Source organism: Ruegeria sp. C6 (genome assembly GCF_056537625.1).
On record NZ_JBQFRW010000005.1, the window covers coordinates 47,799 to 65,929 of the forward strand.

The following is an 18,131-nucleotide window of genomic DNA, read 5'->3' on the forward strand; positions in this document are numbered from 1 at the left end:
CGCTCTCGCGGATTTGCAAGCAAGGCAAAAGATTAAATCGACATAAGCCATTTCCTGAAAATTCTCACGGTGACCCGTTCCTGATCGCCGGGGCGGCAGACGAAGTAGAGCCCCCGATCCAATGGAACCCGGCTTTCATCGAGGCGGATCAAGCGACCAAGTTTCAAATCCCTCTCCGCCAAGAGATGTCTTGCCAACGCTACACCTTGCCCGTCAATCGCAGCCTCCAACAGAACCGCGCTGTCCACGTACTTGATGCTCTGCGAATTGATCCGGTCAGCGCCCAGCCCGACCTGCGCAGCCCAGCTTTCCCACCCGACGTTGTAGGCATCATGCAAGAGTGGAAGATCAGCCACATTCTCGGCGGGCATCGGCAGTCGGGTTTTACCAACAAGGGATGGCGCTGCAACAACAATCAGGTCCTCTTGTCTTATCTGCTCATGATAGAGCCCGTCCCAACCGGGTTCCCCGAACCGCAGGGCGACATCGACCTCAGACGCATCAAAATCCGCAAATCGATCATTTGTGTCCAGCAGCAACGCGATACCCGGATGTTCTTGCTGAAATGAACTGAGCAACGGGACAAGCCATTTAAGCGCCAGCGATGTTGACAACGACACCGTAATCGACTGGCGGTGATGCAGCCGCTTCACCTCCATCACGCCCAGTTGCAACGCCGAAAATGCCCCGCGCGTCGATTGATGCAGAAGCTCCCCGGCACTGGTCAGTTCAACCCCATTTGGGCGGCGATGAAAAAGCGTTACGCCAAGATGCAGTTCCAGCAGCTTAATTTGCCGACTGATCGCCCCGTGGGTGACGTTCAGAACATCTGCTGCCTTGGACAGGCTGGAGTGGGTTGCGGTTTCATCAAAGGCCTGAAGGGCACGTAGATGTCTAAGGTTCTCCGGCATGTGAGAAAACCTAACAGCATTGTCCCAAAAACTCGATAGGTCTGCTTTGTTCCCGGCAGTTACACTGACCACAAATCAATAAACCTCACACACTGTGCGCCCAAAGAAAGGACACACCATGCCCGATACCAAAGTTGCTTTGATGACAGGTACAGGACAGGGAATTGGCCGGGGTTGCGCCATTGAAATGGCGAAAGCCGGCTATAAGGTTTCGCTTATGTCTCCTTCCAACCGCTCGGTTGAATTGGCGGAGGAACTTGAGGGCATTGGCCGTCGCGGCTCTGTATTAGATGTCGATGATTTGCAAGCGATGGTCGACGACACCATGAGCAAATATGGACGGATTGATGCAATCGTCAGTAATATGGGTCACGGTGGAACGGTGCCTGAAGCCATCAAAACCGTCGGTTTCGATCCTGACTTTGACGGACCGCTATTGGAACTCAGCGACGAGCTATGGCACGAAAGTCTGGACATGTATGTGCTAAATGTCGTCAAGATCGCCCGTATCGTCACGCCCATTCTGATCGAACAAGGCGGCGGTGCATTCGTAAATATCTCATCCATGAACACAATCGAGCCACGTGCGCCCTATCCCATGAGCATGCTGCGTGGAGCATTGCATAGTTTCTCAAAGCTTTACGGGGACCGATATGCACGGCACAACATTCGCATGAACAACCTGCTGCCGGGGTTCTGCGAAAACGTGAACCTGTCCGAACAGGCACGCCGGGAAATCCCCGCTCAGCGGCCCGCAACGTTCGAAGAAATTGGGCAGGCTTGCGTGTTTCTCGCCAGCGATGCAGCCCGGTATATCAACGGTCAGAGTATACTGTCCGACGGCGGGATGAACCGGGCAGTGCGATAGCAAAGAGGCGGTGAAGCGTGATTTTCGCGGCCCTCGATGAAATCCTTGACACAGATCGGGAGGCAACAGGTGATGCCCCCCGAGGTTTGATTTCTACTGCGACATCCCACCTTCGGTCGATATCTGCTCTTCGACATGGCCCTGGTTGGTTATGTCCGACCCCCGCGGAGGATAGTCCTTGAAGGTAGACAGGTGGTTTTGGACGATTTTGGCAGCAGGGCCAAAGGCCCACATTTTGTTGCCCATCCAACGGGTATACATCCCCGATTCCTCAGCTGCCTTCTCATAGGGATCGCGGCGCAGGTTGAACAGCAGGGGCGCGTTCAGTTCCTCTTTTGGACCTGCCCATCCTTCGGTTTGTATCGTGAAATGTGCTTTCCAATCACCATGGCGTACCGCTTGCAGGTCCGGACCCTCATAGTAGATAATCTCGTCCCGGTTGCTCTCACCTTTACCAGTCAGGAAAGGCAGTTGGTTGTAACCATCCAGATGCACCTGATAGCCCTCATAGCCCTTCAGTAGTGATCCAGGCAGATCGTCAGGTCCTCCGGCGGCGGCGACGAGGGTAGGCATCCAGTCAAGACCAGCAAAAATTCCGTTGCTTACGGTCCCGGCGGAAACTCTTCCGGGCCAGCGAATGATAGCAGGAACGCGGAAGCCGCCTTCCCATGTCGTACCTTTTTCGCCTCGGAACGGTGTTGTTCCACCGTCAGGCCAAGTCATGGTTTCGGGGCCGTTATCCGAGGTGAAGACTACAATAGTGTTGTCCGAGATGCCAAGTTCGTCCAGACGGGCCATGACCTTGCCCACGTTGTCGTCAAGCTCTTTCATTACGACATCCTGCAAACCGCGCCCGTCGCCCAGCATTGCCTCGTATTCGGGGCTCAGATGTGTCCAGACATGTGCTCGGGCCGGGGCCATCCAGACAAAGAAGGGCGTGTCGCTATCGACCGCGCGGTTGATGAAGTCCAGAGTATGGGCCGTCACCTCATCGTCGAGCGTTTTTTGCCGATCGGGCGGAGCCGGGCCATCGTCGATTATACGCTGCTTTCCAACCAGGCCCCAGCGAGGATCTACAGTTTCATCAATTGTATCCGTGGCATAGGCGTGGATGATGTTCCGTGGGCCAAATGTGTCGTTGAATTTCTGATCTTTGGGCCAATCGGGGTCAGAGGTGTATTCCATCGCATTCAGGTGGTAAAGCCAGCCCCAATATTCATCGAAACCTTTCACAGTTGGCAGAAACTTGTTCATATCGCCCAAGTGATTTTTGCCAAATTGCCCGGTGGTGTAGCCTAGAGATTTAAGGATGTTGGCCAGAGTAGGGTCTTTTTCATTCAGACCTTTTTCCGGATCTCCGGGCAGCCCGACTGTGTGCATCCCCGTCCGAACTGGCAATTGTCCGGTGATAAAGGCAGATCGCCCTGCGGTGCAGCTTGGCTGTGCATAGTAATCCGTAAGGCGCATACCATCCGCAGCAAGCTGGTCAAGGTTGGGGGTTTTGATACTTTTCACACCCTGATGATAGCTGCCCAGACTGGCCCAGCCGACATCGTCGGCCATGATGACAAGGATATTGGGCTGGTCGGTTTCGGCCAAAACTGGCAGGGCACAGACCGAAGCTGTAGCCAGCGTGGCGGAAACCACAATAGATCGAAAAATGAACATTTTTACCTCTGCGAACGTAGAAGACGATACCGGTGAAGGGAATATCGAAAGTCCGATCAGGGATAGCGGTCGAAACTTTCGCGTCGCAACAGAGCTTTACCGGAATTTCATATTGTGAAATCTAAAGAGCAAAACCTGAAATGTGGTTGACGGCATGATGAACGAAAACTCTTTGACCGCTTTTCTTACATTGGCTGAAATCGGCAGTTTCCAAAATGCTGCCCGTGCGATGGGTGTGTCCAACGCATCATTGTCCCGCTATGTCGGGCAGGCCGAGGACTATACGGGGCTTGTTTTGTTTCATCGAAGCCGAAACAACAGCACTCTGACACGCGCAGGGCAGGAGTTCTTGCCAATCGCCCAGTCGCTGCGCGAAGACCTGAACCAGTATGCAACGCGCGTGGCCGCTTTGCGCGAAACCGGGCCGGGCACTTTGCTGATCGGTTGCGGGCCTCTGACCACGAGAACCCTGATCCTGCCCGCCCTGCGATCAGTGCGGCAAGTGATGCCTGATCTTCGCTTCCGAATTCTGGTAAGCGCCTACGCACGACCGCTTGATTTGTTGCAGGCGGGAAAGTTCGACATGTTCCTCGGTGACCTGACCTACACACCCGAAGCTGACAACGTCGAGATTATGGTGATGGAGAAACAACAAATCCAGTTTGTGGCACATCGCGACCATAAGATTCATCAGCGTGGCCCGCAAACGATGGCAGGCATATTCGATTTTCCCTTCGCATCTCCGCATCTCCACAAACACTGGAAAGCCGCTTTGACAAAAGCACTTGGTGGCGGTGCTGAAGCCGTCGAAAAGGTGAATGCACAGCCGCATATCGAATGCGACGACTACAACCTCCTGACCGGATTGTTGGCAGAACCGGACTACATCGTGGGAGGGATGGCGGACACATTTGCGGATCTGATCCATGCAAAGACGGTGAAACCTGTGTCTATGGCACAGAACCTTACGTGGAACATCTGCGCAGCGCGTAAGTCACAGAACACTTCGGATGCTGTAGAATTATTCTGGAGTGAGCTTGCTAAATATCGGGCATGACCGGCGGTGCAAGGCATAGAAAAACGCCCAACTGAAACGCATCTTAGCTAGTGCCTGGTCGTTTCCGTATGGCCAATTAACTTGGCGAAGTTCTGCTTTGGAATGCTGGCGGTGAAAGTCCGAAACGCTTGGTTCGCGACGCGCAGCACATGCAAAGAATAGAAGCCTGGTCGACGGCAGGTGTAAGCTCTCAACGGACGTTTACATCGCAGCCGAAATCACCCACCCTCATCGATCGCATTCATTGCACCCCAAAACTACCAGTTGAACCTCCTTGCACCCGCTCCTATCGTGCGGCAACAAACGTTTCATTCAGGACGACACCATGACCGAGCAAACCCCACATCCGATGTCCCCGCAGGATTGCCTTGTGGCGATCATGGTGGCGATTTCCGCTTCGGACGAGAACATCCGAACCGCAGAGCTGGTCAAGATCGAAGGCGCGGTCAACATGCTGCCGGTGTTTGCAGGCTACGACATCGACCGAACCCGCCGCGTCTCGCAGATCGTGTTTGATTTGTTTGAGCAGGTGGACGGGCTGGATGCCCTGTTCGGACTGATCCGTGACAACCTGCCCGAACGCCTGAACGAAACCGCCTACGCGCTGGCCTGTGATGTCGCCGCCGCTGACGGCACTCTGGCCGAAACCGAATTGCGACTGCTGGAAGAAATCCGATACGAGCTGAGCATCGACCGCCTGCACGCTGCCGCTATCGAACGCGGGGCACGGGCGCGGCATACGACCTAGCTGCCGTAGAGCGTACCCCACCGCTCAATCAGATTGCGCTGCAAAGTGCGAGACCGTCGGTTCCAGGCCCGCGCCCCGTCCGGGCGCTCGCGCGACGCACGCGGGATCGTGGCGCGGTGCGCGGTGTCGGCGGTGAAGATCGCAAAGGCCAGATCCACTCCATCTGCCGTTGTCATGTAACCGCCAAGACCCGAGACGAAGTTCAAAGTACCCGTTTTTGCGTCGACCTTGATCGGATGATCCTTGACCGGCTGCCCGTTTTTGTCGGCCAGCGTAAAGGACCGAAGCAACGGCCGCAGCTCCTCTGACTGCCCCGCCGCCACCAGCGTATTGACCAGACCGAAGGGGGCCATACGTGAGGAACCGCTAAGTCCGGAATGATCGACCATCGCGATCCCATCTGCGCCAAAACGCTCTGCCGCCCATAGGTTCATTTCTGCGGCCGAGTCCTCAAGGCTCTGCGGCGCAACCCCGCGCGCCTTGGTGGCCGCCAAACCCACCATTTCGGCGGTTATATTGGTCGAATATCTCAGCATCCCCTTCAGGATGCTTTCCAACGGATCGCTCTGATGCACCACCAGTTCGGTCCCTTGCGGTGCTTGCCGCGTCACCTGCACCCGGCCCAGCACGATCCCATTCACGCGTGCCAGCGTGCGGAACACATCTCCGGCATAAAGCGCAGGCTTGCGTACCGGCAGCCAGCGTGCCCCGCCATTGCCTAGCGCGCCTTTGGCCACGGTCCAGCGATCCTGCCGCGCGCTTGGCTGATAGGTGTAGATCGGCAGGCTGCGGTTCTCGACCCGCATTGATGCCATATCCACCGACGGCCTGTAACTTGCGCTGCGCGCATCCATGGTCACGTCATAGCCGGTGCCCTCGCGTTTCCACTCGAAATGCACACGGTTGAAATTCAGGGAAATCCCGCTGATCGACGGGCTATAGCCCAGATGATCCGGCTGCCCCGGATCAATGCTGAAGACGTAGGGCAGCGCACCATCATAGACCTTGAACGCGCCCTTCACCTCGGTGATCCCGGCCTTGCGCAGATTGGCTGCCATTGTGGCCAGCGCGTCTGTATCCAGCAGCGGATCACCGCCACCCGCAAGGATCAGGTCGCCTTTCAGAATACCATTTTCCACCGGTCCATCCGCGATCAAGCGGGTTTCGAACCGATACTCCGGACCCAGCACATCCAGCGCATAAAGCGCGGTCAGCGCCTTGGCGACGCTGGCTGGTGGTAGGCTTTGGCCCTCGCCGAACACCTCCAGCGGCGTTCCGGTTTCCACGTCGGCCACGGCAAAAACAACCTCGCCCTTCAACCCCGCCGCCTGAACCAGTCGCTCAGCCCCGCTGGGCTGCGGGCCACGCAGCACAGGGCGCAGAGACACCGAAGGCGCCTCGGCCAGACCTGTGCCCGGAACCAGAGACGCCCCTAATCCACCCAGAAACAAACGACGCGAAATTCGATCGACCATGGGTCTATTAGAATCCCAGAGCTTAAATGCAGACAATCACTTGATTAAGATTATGCGCCAAGTGGAGTCATTCGGGCAACACCCCATCGCTCCAATTCCCGCGATTGCGCAACTCGGTCGAACTGACGTCAACCATCGGCACGTTCACAAAACACCACGCCGGAGCATCCGCCCGCCCCAGCAAATGCCGCGCCTGCCCGTCGATACGGTACTTGGCATAAAGCCGAGCCGCCGGGGACATCCGAGCAGAAATCCGGTCCCCAGGCCGCGCCACAACGCCCACCGGCACGCTGTCCATGATCTGTCGCCAATCTTTCCAGCGGTGAAACTGCGCCAGATTGTCGGCCCCCATCAGCCATACAAACCGAACCTGCGGATAAAGTCGCCGCAGCGCCGCCAGTGTATCCGCCGTCGCCCGCGTCCCCGTCAGCGCCTCAATATCCGTCACATCAACGCGCGGATGCTGCATCACGTCCCGTGCCGCCGCAACCCGCCGCGCCAAAGGCGCAGGCCCCCGCTCCTTCAACGGATTGCCCGGCGACACCAGCCACCACACCCGATCCAGCCCGAACGCCTTCATCGCTTCGCGCGTCACATGCACATGACCTTGATGCGGAGGATCAAATGACCCTCCGAACAACCCCACGACCTGCCCGGGCCCCGCATATGGAATGGTACTGCGTTCCATCCTCTGCTGATGTTCAGAACTGAGAGGTGTTGTCAATCAATCGGCTGCACCACATCGCCAAGCCTGACTTGCCCCGGCTGCACTACTTCGGCACACCAACCCCCATGCCCCCGCACAGCAGAATAGCCGCCTTTGCCCAACGCGTCCTCCATCCGACTGCATGGAGCGCAGATCACGGTAAAGCGTAAAATGGCCTCCCCCACCTGCACCTCCCGCCCCTTTAGCGCCGCCAGATTGATCCCCGAAACCACCAGATTGCGCCGCAGGATCTCAGGCATAACCGATCCTTGCCCCAGATAAGAGCCAATCGCCGCCAGATGTTCCTGCTGGATCAAAGTTACCGCCCGCTTGCCCGCCCGGCTGCGGTCGCCGTCGAGCCCATCGGCTGAGACCCAAACCTCGTTGCGCCCATCCAATTCCGCTCTGCGGCCAGGACGTACACCGATCCATGTCACCCGGCCCGGTTGCGCCCAACCGGCAATCAGTTCCGCAAGTTCTGCCAAAACCCCACCACTCCTTGTCGTGTTGGTTCTACCGGATCAAACGACCACAGAAAATTCACAATACCACCAGCTTGCCCCGCCCGCTCGCCTCGGATATCCAGCGTTCCAACTTGATTTCCCCGACCCAGAGGACGCGACATGGCCGCCTATCAATATGTCTACCACATGCAGGGTGTCTCCAAGACCTATCCCGGTGGCAAGAAGTGCTTTGAAAACATCCACCTGAGCTTCCTGCCCGGCGTGAAAATCGGTGTTGTCGGTGTCAACGGGGCGGGTAAATCGACGCTGATGAAGATCATGGCGGGCCTCGACACCGACTTCACCGGTGAGGCATGGGCCGCCGAGGGCGCCAAGGTCGGCTATCTGCCGCAGGAACCTCAACTGGATGAATCGCTGACCGTCCGCGAGAACGTCATGCTGGGCGTGGCCGCGAAAAAGGCCAAGGTCGACCGGTTCAACGAGATTGCCATGGAGATCGCCGAGAACTACTCGGATGAGCTGATGGAGGAAATGACCACCCTGCAGGACGCGATCGACGCGGAAAACCTGTGGGACCTCGACAGTCAGATCGATGTCTCGATGGAAGCGCTGCGCTGCCCGCCGGACGATGCCAACATCGCAAACCTATCGGGTGGTGAGAAACGCCGCGTGGCGCTCTGCAAGCTGCTGCTCGAAGCGCCCGATATGCTTCTGCTCGACGAACCAACCAACCACCTCGACGCCGAGACCATCGCCTGGTTGCAACAGCACCTGATCGACTACAAGGGCACCATCCTCATCGTCACCCACGACCGGTATTTCCTGGACGACATCACCGGCTGGATCCTCGAACTCGACCGCGGTCGCGGCATTCCGTACGAGGGGAACTATTCCGCATGGCTGGAACAAAAAGCCAAACGGCTGGAGCAGGAAGCCCGCGAAGACAAGTCCAAGCAGAAGACCCTGCAACGCGAGCTGGAATGGATGCGTCAGGGCCAAAAGGCCCGTCAGGCCAAATCCAAGGCCCGGATCAACGCCTATAACGAGCTGGCCGACCAGTCCGAACGCGAAAAGCTGACCCGCGCCCAGATCGTCATTCCCAACGGCCAGCGCCTTGGTGGCAAAGTGATCGAGGTTGAGGGCCTGTCGAAACACATGGGCGACAAGCAACTGATCGAAGGGTTGGACTTCGCCCTGCCCCCCGGCGGCATCGTTGGCGTCATCGGCCCCAACGGTGCAGGTAAATCAACCCTGTTTAAGATGCTCACCGGGCAGGAACAGCCCGACAGCGGCACCATCACGCTGGGCGACACGGTCGAGCTGTCCTATGTCGACCAATCCCGCGATGACCTCAAAGACAACGACACCGTGTGGGAGGCGATCACCGGCGGCGCCGAGATCATCCAACTGGGCGACGCGCAGGTCAATTCCCGCGCCTATTGCTCGTCCTTCAACTTCAAGGGCGGCGACCAGCAGAAAAAGGTCTCGTTGCTGTCAGGGGGTGAACGCAACCGCGTCCACATGGCCCGCCTGCTGAAAGAGGGCGGCAACGTCCTGCTGCTCGACGAACCGACCAACGATTTGGACGTGGAAACCCTCCGCGCGCTGGAAGACGCGCTGGTCGATTTCGCCGGCTGCGCCGTCGTCATCTCCCACGACCGCTTCTTCCTCGACCGGATTTGCACGCATATTCTGGCGTTCGAGGGCGATGCCCATGTGGAGTGGTTCGAGGGCAACTTCGAGGACTACGAAGAGGACAAAAAACGCCGTCTGGGACCGGACGCGCTGGAGCCCAAGCGGTTGAAGCATAAGAAGTTTGCGCGGTGAACTAGTGTTGAGTCTGATTACCCTCAACGCAAGTTTCGATATGTAATTTGTGTTGAGGGGCGTGAAAATACCACCGTAGCATCATAAGATCCACCAACATTACTTTCAAACTCAAATAGAAAACTAAACGATTCGAGCCCCCCTCCAACAACCCTCCTGCAATCCGGTCCAATACCTACTTCAGTTTTTTTACCTTCTTCTGAAATAGCGTACGCGTGAGGTGTGGATTGACAAACATCTAAAGTTTTGTCGGTCCTGTTGCGCAGTGTCAGACTCAAATCTGCAAACGCACCTCTAATTCTTGAACTATCAACACAAACCTCAAAATTCTGTGTTGATTTACAATCAAATAGCCCGGACGAATTCCCGTAATCTGAAGTAAGCTGAGCTTTTTCCGCTACATCAGTCTGGTCACTCGAATTAACGCCGGAAACAATATCGCTCCAAATTTTCAGACGGCAAGCTCTGTTATTCAGTATTTCTTCACCAAGTTCTTCCCTTAGTACCCCTACATATTCCTCGGCTGAAAAGTCACCATCGCCTTCCAGACCAAGATCTGCCAATATTCGAGCCAGATTTTTCAATTCGACTCCCGCAGCGCCACTTGCGTTTATTTCACTCGAAGAACCGCCTTGCGCGAATTCGCCACAAACGACTACAACTGCCTCTCTGACTCTCCTTAGATCTTCGTCTTCAAGCGATTGTGCCTGCATAGAGCTGGCAAGCAACAACACTATTCCGATAATCAATTTCAAAAGAACATCCATCAAACAAATTCCAAACTTTTTCGGACAACTATCAACCAAGTTTATTCAACAGGCTAACGACTGGAAACGTTTTTTTTAGCAAGTGTAGAATGTGTGCTCTCACCCATCACTCCTCAATTCTCCAATATCCCACCACATAAATTGATGGGTGAAATCACCCATCCTACGCTTCCCCAAACGCTCCTTCGGTGACAACGCCACTCCATACCGGATCAACCCGGCCTGCGCGGATATCACGATAAATCGACGAATACGGCCAATCGGTTGGATGCTCCACCAACCCATGTTTGACCGGATTGCCCCAACAATAAACCACATGATTGCGGTAATCTCGTTCGTCCCGAATGGTGTGCTCCCAAAACCGGCGTTGCCAAATCCCGCGTTCCTGTTTGACAACCTTGGACTCGCTTCGCGGACCGAATTCTCCGACGGCACGCACAAATCGGCTTTTGATTAACCGCCACCGCGTCGAATAATCCGCATCCCCCGGCGGCAAGGTCCAAACCGCGTGCAGGTGATCCGGCAATACAACAAACGCATCGCACCAGAACGGCCGCTCTATCTGCGTTGCTGCAAAGGCCGCCCGCAGATGCGCTACCTCACGCACCAGCAAATCCGACGACCGGTCGGCCAAAGACACGGTGAAAAAATACTTGGCTCCGGGAACGCGGACGTGTCGATAATCGCTCATGCTGTAACTTGATCATGACGAGGGTTAACGGATTCTGAATGCCACTCCGACGCGCCAGACAAATAACCGGGCCTTATCATTGGCACGCAAACCAATAACCAAAACCATCGGCGGATTCTTGTACAAGTCGGACGATTGCCCCTCAAACCCCTGTACAAACCGTACAATCCGCCCTTGCCACACCGCCTGACCGATGCCATATCCATGAGGCTTACGTTTTTCTATTTCGACCTGCAGTCTCCTTCTACGGCGCTCAGTCTATCGATACAGACAACGACGCCGGGCTGCCGCATCCACGTGGGCAGCACTAAACAGGAGACAACGGATATGCCCGCAGGCACCGTAAAATGGTTCAACACCACCAAAGGCTATGGCTTTATCGCACCCGAAGATGGCGGCAAAGACATCTTCGTACACATCTCGGCAGTCGAGCGTTCGGGCCTCACCGGTCTGGCCGACAACCAGAAAGTCACGTACGAGCTGCGCGCTGGTCGTGACGGCCGCGAAAGCGCCGACAATATCGAACTGGCCTAAGCCGTTCAAAGGGCGGGATTTTTCCCGCCCACTCCGCTATGCCCTTGTTGATTGTGTGGCATAGGGAATACATCACAATCGGGTTATTCCTCCCCGGTGATTGACCAAATCCGCTATCATTTCAAAACTAGCGTTATGATTTCTTTGGTCATTTGAGGGATGTCACCATGTTCACACGCCGCGTATTTCTGGCCGGTACTGCCGTCAGCCTGCTTCCGGGCGTTGTCAGCGCCAAGAAAGCGGTCGAATATGATCCCACGCCACAATTCGTGCGGGTCAAAAAGCAATTCCTACCCGGTCAGCTGCTGGTCGTTCCCCGTTCCTTCTACCTTTACTATATAACCGAACCCCGCAAAGCGATCCGTTATGGCTGCGGCGTCGGCAAGGCCGGACTGGAGTTCACAGGAACCGCAACTATCGACGTCAAGAAGGAATGGCCCACCTGGCGACCGACCGATGAGATGATCGAACGCGACCCGGTGGCCTATGGTCGGTTCAAGGACAACGACTATGTCCAACCCGGAGGGAGCGATAATCCACTGGGCGCGCGCGCTTTGTATCTGTTCCAAAACGGAGTCGACACCTATTTCCGCATCCATGGCACCACACAACCGCAAACCATCGGTCGCGCGGCCTCGAACGGCTGCATACGGATGCTGAATCAGCATGTAATCGATCTGTACAACCGGGTGCCGATTGGAACCGTGGTGACCGTGGTCTAAGCCGCCGACCAATCCACATCGTCGGCTTGTTCAATCCTCAGGCGACCTTCTGGCCATGGGCGCATCAGCTTCTGCGCCTCTTCTTCGGATCCATGTAACCAGCAATCCACATCCTGCGACCCCAGCAACACACCCATACGGTGGTGGATCGGCTTTACATCGGCATTTGGCTCGCAGGTGACTGCGGCGACCTGATCCACACGCTGCCCACCAGGGGCCTCCCAACTATCCGTAATTGCAGCAAATAACAGCGGTATGCCATCCTTCGCTGCGATACGCCATGCAGTTTTGCGCCGTTTCTCTCCGGTCCACTCGTACCAGCCATCAACTGGTATAACTGCGCGCCCAACACCTTCGAATGCGCTTTTGTCAAAAACCGTTTCAGAGCGAGCGTTGATAATGGTCTCCATCACCGGACGTCCGCGCGCATTGACCCTGCCGACCGGGATCACCCCCCAACGCATCATCTTCAAGCCTTCACCGGTCAATACCGTCACCTCCTGACCCGGTTGAATGTTCTTGCGCGGGGGTTGAGGCCCTACGTTATCTTTCACGTTCAGGAACTTAGCAATCTCGCCAATTGGTCGTGTGAGAAAAAACCGGCCTGGCATAGGACCCTCCTAATCGGCAGCGCGCTCCGCTAAAGCCAGTACAATAGGTCCTAGCGCGTCAACGATCAGCGCAACGCCTTGGGCATTTGGATGGATGCCATCAGATTGCATGAACTGGCGCGCGACTGCAGGATCGCCCTCGGTCGTGAGCCCGTCAAAGAAGCTTTCCGCATAGATCGCGCCATACTGCTGCGCCAGTTCCGGATACATGGCATCGAAACTTTGCTTGTAATCCGTCCCATAGTTCCCGGGGGCTTGCATGCCGATCAGCAGAACTTCGACATTCGCAGCTTCAGCGGTGTTCAGGATTGCCTCAAGATTGGCGCGCGACACATCCGGATCGATACCGCGTAACAGATCATTGCCGCCGAGGGCTACAATCATGCCATCGACCTCTGGCGTCAGAGTCCAATCAACGCGGGAGGCTCCTCCTGCGGTCGTATCCCCGGAAACACCGGCGTTGATAAGCTGAATATCCGCCCCCTCCTCCTGCAACCAGCGTTGCAGTTGCGGCACAAACCCGTCTTGTTGCGGAAGTCCATATCCTTGTGTCAGGGAATCTCCGAGCGCCGCAATCACCACCGGCTCAGCCGTCGCGGCAAATCCGCAACAGATGAACACGCCTGACATCAAACCCTTGCGCAGCTTCTGTATCGCGCCATATCCCAATGGACTGTACCCCTCTTGATGGCCTGATCGATGACGACACCCGTTCTCACCCTCCAAGATGCCGCATTATCGCTGGATAGCAATGCCGGAAGAGTGGATATCCTGCACGACATCACTTTGACTGTGAGCAAGGGTGAAACTCTGGGGCTGATCGGTCCCTCTGGTTCCGGAAAGTCTTCGCTACTGATGCTAATGGGCGGCTTAGAACAGGCAACTGGTGGACGCGTTACCGCATTGGGCCAAGATTTGACGAAAATGAGCGAGGATGCGCTGGCACGGTTCAGAAGAGATGCCATGGGCGTAGTGTTTCAGAATTTCCACTTGATTCCGACGATGACCGCGCTTGAGAACGTGGCGACCCCGTTAGAACTCGCGGGACACAAAGATGCATTCCAGCGCGCCGCGGCCGAGTTGGAGGCCGTTGGCCTTTCACATCGTATCGATCACTACCCGGCGCAGTTGTCAGGCGGCGAGCAACAGCGTGTGGCGCTGGCCCGCGCTTCGGCCCCGCGCCCGCATATATTACTGGCAGATGAACCAACGGGAAATCTGGATGAAACCAACGGTTCAGCAATCATTGATCTGTTATTCGGACTGCGGGACCGTCACGGGGCAACTCTGGTACTGGTCACGCACAGCCATACGCTGGCTCAGAAATGCGACCGCGTTGTGCGCTTGCGCGATGGGCGTATCGCCGAGGAATCCCAGCGTGAGGCCGCCGAATGAGCCTGCGTCTGGCCGGTCGCCTGGCCCGGCGCGAACTGCGCGGTGGGTTGCGCGGGTTTCGGGTGTTTCTGGCCTGCCTGGCTTTGGGTGTTGCAGCAATTGCTGCGGTTGGCATGGTGCGCCAAGCCATTCAGACCGGATTGCAACAAGAGGGCGCGTCGCTCTTAGGCGGCGATGCCCAGCTGGAGTTCACCTATCGCTTTGCAAACGATGAGGAACGTGACTGGATGGCGGACACCGCGCAAGCAGTGTCGGAGGTCGTCGATTTCAGGTCCATGGCCGTCACGGGTGATGGCGCAGGCGCGCAACGGGCGTTAACTCAGGTGAAGGCCGTGGACGGGGCCTATCCGCTGTTGGGATCGGTGGCTTTGGAACCCGCAGTTTCTTTGCCCGAGGCCTTGGCGGGCGCCGATGGGCTGCCCGGCGCCGTGATGGCTCCGTCACTGATTGACCGCCTGAACCTTGCGATTGGGGACCAATTTGATCTCGGCACGCAGAGGTTCGTTTTGATGGCCTCGCTGGAACACGAACCGGATGGTGCGGCAGATGGGTTCTCGCTAGGACCGCGCACGTTGGTTCGAACCGAGGATTTGCAATCATCGGGCCTGCTGGCTCCGGGTACTTTGTTTTCCACCAAATACAGGATGAACTTGCCGCAAACCGCCGAGTTGGAGGCGCTGTCGCAGCAAGCCAGGCAGGCCTTCGAGGGAACCGGCATGCGCTGGACTGATGCCCGCAATGGTGCACCGGGGATATCCGAGTTTGTAGGGCGCCTCAGCGCGTTTCTGGTGCTGGTTGGTCTATCCGGATTGGCGGTTGGGGGGATCGGCGTATCGGCTGCCGTGCGCGCCTATCTGTCCCAGAAAACGGAAACCATTGCGACATTGCGGACTTTGGGCGCTGATCGGGCCACAATCTTTCAGACATACATGATCCAGATCGCCGTTCTTTCAGGCGTTGGTATCGTCATGGGTTTGACCCTGGGCGCGGCGCTTCCAATGCTGCTGGCACCGGTTATCGAGACCCAATTGCCGATCCCTGCTGTATTCTCGCTATATCCGCAGCCCCTGTTCGAGGCCGCACTTTATGGTGTGCTAACCGCGTTCCTGTTTACGCTTTGGCCTCTGGCCAGAACCGAGGAGGTGCGTGCGGCAACATTGTTCCGGGATGCGCTGACTTCGGCAAGCAGCTTCCCGCGCCTGATCTATGTAATTGCGACTGCAATTGGCCTGGCCGTACTGATCGGAGCCGCCGCTTGGTTCAGCGGTTCAACCCGGTTGACCCTCTGGACAAGCGCAGGTCTGGCGGGGGCGCTCACTTTGCTGACCCTTTCTGCCATTGCCATTCGCAAATTGGCCCGCGTGGGCGCTCCTTGGGCCAGAGGGCGTCCAGCCCTGCGGTGGGCGTTGTCCGCCATCTCTGACCCACGCGAAGGCGCAGCATCGGTGGTCCTGTCCCTTGGGCTCGGCCTTTCGGTCCTTGCGGCGGTGGGGCAGATCGACGGCACGCTACGCAATGCGATTTCGGGCAACTTGCCGGAGGTCGCACCCTCGTATTTCTTCGTCGATATCCAGAAGGATCAGATGCCCGGGTTCAGCGAACGTCTCGACACCGACCCTGCCGTCAGTCGGGTAGAAAGCGCTCCGATGCTGCGTGGGATCATTACCAAAATCAATGGGCGACCCGCGCGCGAGATTGCAGGCGATCACTGGGTTCTGGACGGCGACCGGGGCGTAACCTACTCTGCCCGCCCCCCACGGAATGCCCGCGTGACTGACGGGGTTTGGTGGCCAGAGGACTACAGCGGCCCACCGCAAGTCAGCTTTGCCGCAGAAGAGGCCGACGAGATGGGCCTGAAACTGGGCGATGAGCTGACCGTTAATATCCTGGGCCGCGATATCACAGCTGAACTCACATCGCTGCGCGAAGTTGATTTCTCCACTGCAGGAATGGGTTTTGTCATGTCGATGAACCCCTCTGCCTTGGCTGGTGCCCCGCATAGCTTCATCGCTACCGTCTATGCCGAAGAACAGGCCGAGGCCGCCATTCTGCGTGATTTGGCCGGTCAATTCCCCAACATCACGGCAGTCCGGGTCAGAGACGCCATCGACCGGGTATCAGGCCTGCTGGCAGGGCTTGCGGCAGCCACGTCATATGGCGCAGGGGTTTCTCTGTTGACCGGGTTTTTAGTGTTGATCGGTGCGGCGGCAGCGGGCGAACCGGCGCGTAGGTACGAGGCAGCGATCCTCAAGACTCTGGGTGCCAACCGTGGGCGCATATTGCGCAGCTTTGCCCTGCGGGCAATCCTTTTGGGAGCAGCCGCAGGTTGCGTTGCTTTGCTGACCGGAATTCTGGGCGGTTGGGCCGTGGCTACTTATATATTCGACACAGAGTTCGCGGTCATCTGGCCATCCGCGCTTGGGATCGTCATCGCCGGGGTTGGCGTTACCTTAGGCGCGGGGATGGTCTTTGCCCTGCGCCCGCTTTCAGTACGCCCTGCGCGCATACTGCGCGCCAGCGACTGAGTTCAGCGCATACAAGCGACAGGCTGCAATATTTTCAGCAATTGGTCATTGTCGCACACCAACGCATCGAGCGTGATTTCGTCCAGCGACGCATAAAACACCTCAGCCGCATCCCGCAGCGCCAACCGGAGGCGGCAGGCATCGGTCAGTGGGCAGGTGTTGTCAGCATCCGCAAAACACTCGGCAATCGGCAATCCGCCTTCGACATGGCGAAACACGGACCCGACCCGGATCTGATCCGCCGGGCGCGCCAGCGTCATGCCGCCATTGCGGCCGCGTTGTGTGCTGAGATAGTCTAGCTGGCTCAGTTGGTTGATCACCTGTGCCAGATGGTTTTCTGAAATATTACAGACATCGGCGATCTCGGCCTTCGTGACCAGCCGTTCCTGATGTGCGGCGCAATACATCAAAACACGCACCGCGATATTCGTCCGTTTGGTAATCCGCATTAGGGCCTCCCGAATCTCAAGGTGAAGCTTTATTGCATGTCTCGTAAAAAGACTGTTTGACATACATCAATCGTCAAAGAAGGACGCGACCCGCATGGCAGACCCTTATTTCTTCGGCTATGGCAGCCTCGTGAACCTGTCGACGCATGATTTCCCCGACCCGCGCCCAGCGCGACTGAAAGGTTGGCGACGCGCATGGCGGCACACTGATCTGCGACCGGTGGCGTTTTTGACCGCTGTGCCGGATGCTGATTCCGAGATCGATGGTATGATCGCCCATGTTCCTAAAAACGACTGGGCCGCGTTGGACCAAAGAGAATGGGCCTATGACCGCGTTCCAGCCACACGGTCGATCACGCACACTCTGACGCAAGAGGTGGAAATCGCTGTCTACGCAGTCCCGCATGATCGACACACCGCGCCCAGCAATCACCATCCCCTATTGCTCAGCTATATTGATGTTGTCGTGCAAGGGTATCTGCGGGCTTTTGGACCAGAGGGCGCCGATCGCTTCTTTGCAACAACCGATGGTTGGGATGCTCCGATTTTGAACGACCGCGCCGAGCCCCGTTATCCCCGTCACCAACAATTGAAGCAGGCCGAGACCGAATTCGTGGATGATCGCCTGCAACGCGTTTCGGCGCAAGTTTTGCGACCCGGAGAACAAAGAAAGGCAGGTGATTTACCTGCCTCCTTCGTATTCTAAGTACTGA

At 57.1% G+C, this 18,131-nt stretch carries 19 protein-coding genes; 9 read left to right on the forward strand and 10 right to left on the reverse strand.

Features of this window, described 5'->3' with window-relative positions:
* Window positions 1-32: 32 nt before the first annotated feature.
* Entirely contained in the window at window positions 33-911 is an 879-nt protein-coding gene (locus ACR0MJ_RS15800) for a LysR substrate-binding domain-containing protein (RefSeq protein WP_480761704.1), read from the reverse strand.
* A 118-nt stretch (window positions 912-1,029) separates the two neighbouring features.
* On the opposite strand from ACR0MJ_RS15800, the gene ACR0MJ_RS15805 reads away from it, so the two are divergent.
* Window positions 1,030-1,779, forward strand: a complete 750-nt coding sequence (locus ACR0MJ_RS15805) for an SDR family oxidoreductase (RefSeq protein WP_170395947.1) — start codon at window positions 1,030-1,032, stop codon at window positions 1,777-1,779.
* Window positions 1,780-1,872: 93 nt separating this feature from the next.
* Here the strand turns inward: ACR0MJ_RS15805 and ACR0MJ_RS15810 are convergent, their stop codons facing one another.
* Entirely contained in the window at window positions 1,873-3,447 is a 1,575-nt protein-coding gene (locus tag ACR0MJ_RS15810) for an arylsulfatase (RefSeq protein WP_170597320.1), read from the reverse strand.
* Window positions 3,448-3,601: 154 nt separating this feature from the next.
* Between ACR0MJ_RS15810 and ACR0MJ_RS15815 the strand changes: the two genes are divergently transcribed.
* Window positions 3,602-4,504: a LysR family transcriptional regulator gene (locus ACR0MJ_RS15815; RefSeq protein ID WP_480761706.1), complete on the forward strand. Its 903-nt coding sequence runs from the start codon at window positions 3,602-3,604 to the stop codon at window positions 4,502-4,504.
* A 325-nt stretch (window positions 4,505-4,829) separates the two neighbouring features.
* Entirely contained in the window at window positions 4,830-5,252 is a 423-nt protein-coding gene (locus ACR0MJ_RS15820) for a tellurite resistance TerB family protein (protein WP_170395941.1), read from the forward strand.
* Here ACR0MJ_RS15820 and dacB read toward each other — a convergent pair.
* The 3 genes from dacB to ACR0MJ_RS15835 form a co-directional block, all read right to left on the reverse strand.
* Complete coding sequence (gene dacB / locus ACR0MJ_RS15825) at window positions 5,249-6,727, reverse strand: D-alanyl-D-alanine carboxypeptidase/D-alanyl-D-alanine endopeptidase (protein WP_170408275.1); 1,479 nt, start codon at window positions 6,725-6,727, stop codon at window positions 5,249-5,251. The two genes, ACR0MJ_RS15820 and dacB, sit on opposite strands and share 4 nt — an antisense overlap.
* A gap of 67 nt (window positions 6,728-6,794) precedes the next feature.
* Entirely contained in the window at window positions 6,795-7,415 is a 621-nt protein-coding gene (locus ACR0MJ_RS15830) for a nicotinate-nucleotide adenylyltransferase (protein ID WP_170408276.1), read from the reverse strand.
* Between the two features lie 32 nt (window positions 7,416-7,447).
* Window positions 7,448-7,918 (reverse strand): MOSC domain-containing protein, encoded by a 471-nt coding sequence (locus tag ACR0MJ_RS15835; protein ID WP_480761707.1) that lies wholly within the window; start codon window positions 7,916-7,918, stop codon window positions 7,448-7,450.
* Between the two features lie 138 nt (window positions 7,919-8,056).
* Here ACR0MJ_RS15835 and ettA point away from each other — a divergent pair, with 138 nt between their 5' ends.
* The gene (ettA, locus tag ACR0MJ_RS15840) at window positions 8,057-9,724 is read left to right on the forward strand and encodes an energy-dependent translational throttle protein EttA (RefSeq protein WP_170514038.1); all 1,668 of its coding nucleotides are present in this window, start codon (window positions 8,057-8,059) and stop codon (window positions 9,722-9,724) included.
* 23 nt (window positions 9,725-9,747) lie between these two features.
* On the opposite strand, the gene ACR0MJ_RS15845 is transcribed toward ettA, so the two are convergent.
* Together ACR0MJ_RS15845 and ACR0MJ_RS15850 are read right to left on the reverse strand one after the other, a co-directional pair.
* Window positions 9,748-10,491, reverse strand: coding sequence for a hypothetical protein (locus ACR0MJ_RS15845; protein ID WP_480761708.1), 744 nt, complete (start codon window positions 10,489-10,491; stop codon window positions 9,748-9,750).
* Window positions 10,492-10,654: 163 nt separating this feature from the next.
* Entirely contained in the window at window positions 10,655-11,182 is a 528-nt protein-coding gene (locus ACR0MJ_RS15850) for an REP-associated tyrosine transposase (RefSeq protein ID WP_480761709.1), read from the reverse strand.
* A 327-nt stretch (window positions 11,183-11,509) separates the two neighbouring features.
* On the opposite strand from ACR0MJ_RS15850, the gene ACR0MJ_RS15855 reads away from it, so the two are divergent.
* Both ACR0MJ_RS15855 and ACR0MJ_RS15860 read left to right on the forward strand, forming a co-directional pair.
* Window positions 11,510-11,716, forward strand: a complete 207-nt coding sequence (locus ACR0MJ_RS15855; RefSeq protein WP_010442474.1) for a cold-shock protein — start codon at window positions 11,510-11,512, stop codon at window positions 11,714-11,716.
* A 167-nt stretch (window positions 11,717-11,883) separates the two neighbouring features.
* Window positions 11,884-12,438, forward strand: a complete 555-nt coding sequence (locus ACR0MJ_RS15860; protein ID WP_170408281.1) for a L,D-transpeptidase — start codon at window positions 11,884-11,886, stop codon at window positions 12,436-12,438.
* On the opposite strand, the gene ACR0MJ_RS15865 is transcribed toward ACR0MJ_RS15860, so the two are convergent.
* Both ACR0MJ_RS15865 and ACR0MJ_RS15870 read right to left on the reverse strand, forming a co-directional pair.
* Window positions 12,435-13,049, reverse strand: a complete 615-nt coding sequence (locus ACR0MJ_RS15865; protein ID WP_480761711.1) for an SOS response-associated peptidase — start codon at window positions 13,047-13,049, stop codon at window positions 12,435-12,437. The two genes, ACR0MJ_RS15860 and ACR0MJ_RS15865, sit on opposite strands and share 4 nt — an antisense overlap.
* Before the next feature lie 9 nt (window positions 13,050-13,058).
* Window positions 13,059-13,679, reverse strand: a complete 621-nt coding sequence (locus ACR0MJ_RS15870; protein ID WP_170408460.1) for an arylesterase — start codon at window positions 13,677-13,679, stop codon at window positions 13,059-13,061.
* A gap of 69 nt (window positions 13,680-13,748) precedes the next feature.
* On the opposite strand from ACR0MJ_RS15870, the gene ACR0MJ_RS15875 reads away from it, so the two are divergent.
* A complete protein-coding gene (locus ACR0MJ_RS15875; RefSeq protein WP_170566394.1) occupies window positions 13,749-14,444 on the forward strand; it encodes an ATP-binding cassette domain-containing protein in 696 nt (231 codons plus the stop codon).
* Window positions 14,441-16,969: an ABC transporter permease gene (locus ACR0MJ_RS15880; protein ID WP_480761714.1), complete on the forward strand. Its 2,529-nt coding sequence runs from the start codon at window positions 14,441-14,443 to the stop codon at window positions 16,967-16,969. Before ACR0MJ_RS15875 ends, ACR0MJ_RS15880 begins: the two co-directional genes overlap by 4 nt.
* 2 nt (window positions 16,970-16,971) lie before the next feature.
* Here ACR0MJ_RS15880 and ACR0MJ_RS15885 read toward each other — a convergent pair whose 3' ends face one another.
* Entirely contained in the window at window positions 16,972-17,418 is a 447-nt protein-coding gene (locus ACR0MJ_RS15885) for an Rrf2 family transcriptional regulator (RefSeq protein WP_170423813.1), read from the reverse strand.
* 94 nt (window positions 17,419-17,512) lie between these two features.
* On the opposite strand from ACR0MJ_RS15885, the gene ACR0MJ_RS15890 reads away from it, so the two are divergent.
* A complete protein-coding gene (locus tag ACR0MJ_RS15890; protein WP_480761715.1) occupies window positions 17,513-18,124 on the forward strand; it encodes a gamma-glutamylcyclotransferase family protein in 612 nt (203 codons plus the stop codon).
* The last annotated feature ends 7 nt before the right edge of the window (window positions 18,125-18,131 follow it).

Coding starts and splice junctions, on each gene's coding strand:
- ACR0MJ_RS15800 (WP_480761704.1), bottom strand. CDS start 911: ATGCCGGAGAACCTTAGACATCTACGTGCCCTTCAGGCCTTTGATGAA.
- ACR0MJ_RS15805 (WP_170395947.1), top strand. CDS start 1,030: ATGCCCGATACCAAAGTTGCTTTGATGACAGGTACAGGACAGGGAATT.
- ACR0MJ_RS15810 (WP_170597320.1), bottom strand. CDS start 3,447: ATGTTCATTTTTCGATCTATTGTGGTTTCCGCCACGCTGGCTACAGCT.
- ACR0MJ_RS15815 (WP_480761706.1), top strand. CDS start 3,602: ATGATGAACGAAAACTCTTTGACCGCTTTTCTTACATTGGCTGAAATC.
- ACR0MJ_RS15820 (WP_170395941.1), top strand. CDS start 4,830: ATGACCGAGCAAACCCCACATCCGATGTCCCCGCAGGATTGCCTTGTG.
- dacB (WP_170408275.1), bottom strand. CDS start 6,727: ATGGTCGATCGAATTTCGCGTCGTTTGTTTCTGGGTGGATTAGGGGCG.
- ACR0MJ_RS15830 (WP_170408276.1), bottom strand. CDS start 7,415: ATGGAACGCAGTACCATTCCATATGCGGGGCCCGGGCAGGTCGTGGGG.
- ettA (WP_170514038.1), top strand. CDS start 8,057: ATGGCCGCCTATCAATATGTCTACCACATGCAGGGTGTCTCCAAGACC.
- ACR0MJ_RS15845 (WP_480761708.1), bottom strand. CDS start 10,491: ATGGATGTTCTTTTGAAATTGATTATCGGAATAGTGTTGTTGCTTGCC.
- ACR0MJ_RS15850 (WP_480761709.1), bottom strand. CDS start 11,182: ATGAGCGATTATCGACACGTCCGCGTTCCCGGAGCCAAGTATTTTTTC.
- ACR0MJ_RS15855 (WP_010442474.1), top strand. CDS start 11,510: ATGCCCGCAGGCACCGTAAAATGGTTCAACACCACCAAAGGCTATGGC.
- ACR0MJ_RS15860 (WP_170408281.1), top strand. CDS start 11,884: ATGTTCACACGCCGCGTATTTCTGGCCGGTACTGCCGTCAGCCTGCTT.
- ACR0MJ_RS15865 (WP_480761711.1), bottom strand. CDS start 13,049: ATGCCAGGCCGGTTTTTTCTCACACGACCAATTGGCGAGATTGCTAAG.
- ACR0MJ_RS15870 (WP_170408460.1), bottom strand. CDS start 13,679: ATGTCAGGCGTGTTCATCTGTTGCGGATTTGCCGCGACGGCTGAGCCG.
- ACR0MJ_RS15875 (WP_170566394.1), top strand. CDS start 13,749: ATGACGACACCCGTTCTCACCCTCCAAGATGCCGCATTATCGCTGGAT.
- ACR0MJ_RS15880 (WP_480761714.1), top strand. CDS start 14,441: ATGAGCCTGCGTCTGGCCGGTCGCCTGGCCCGGCGCGAACTGCGCGGT.
- ACR0MJ_RS15885 (WP_170423813.1), bottom strand. CDS start 17,418: ATGCGGATTACCAAACGGACGAATATCGCGGTGCGTGTTTTGATGTAT.
- ACR0MJ_RS15890 (WP_480761715.1), top strand. CDS start 17,513: ATGGCAGACCCTTATTTCTTCGGCTATGGCAGCCTCGTGAACCTGTCG.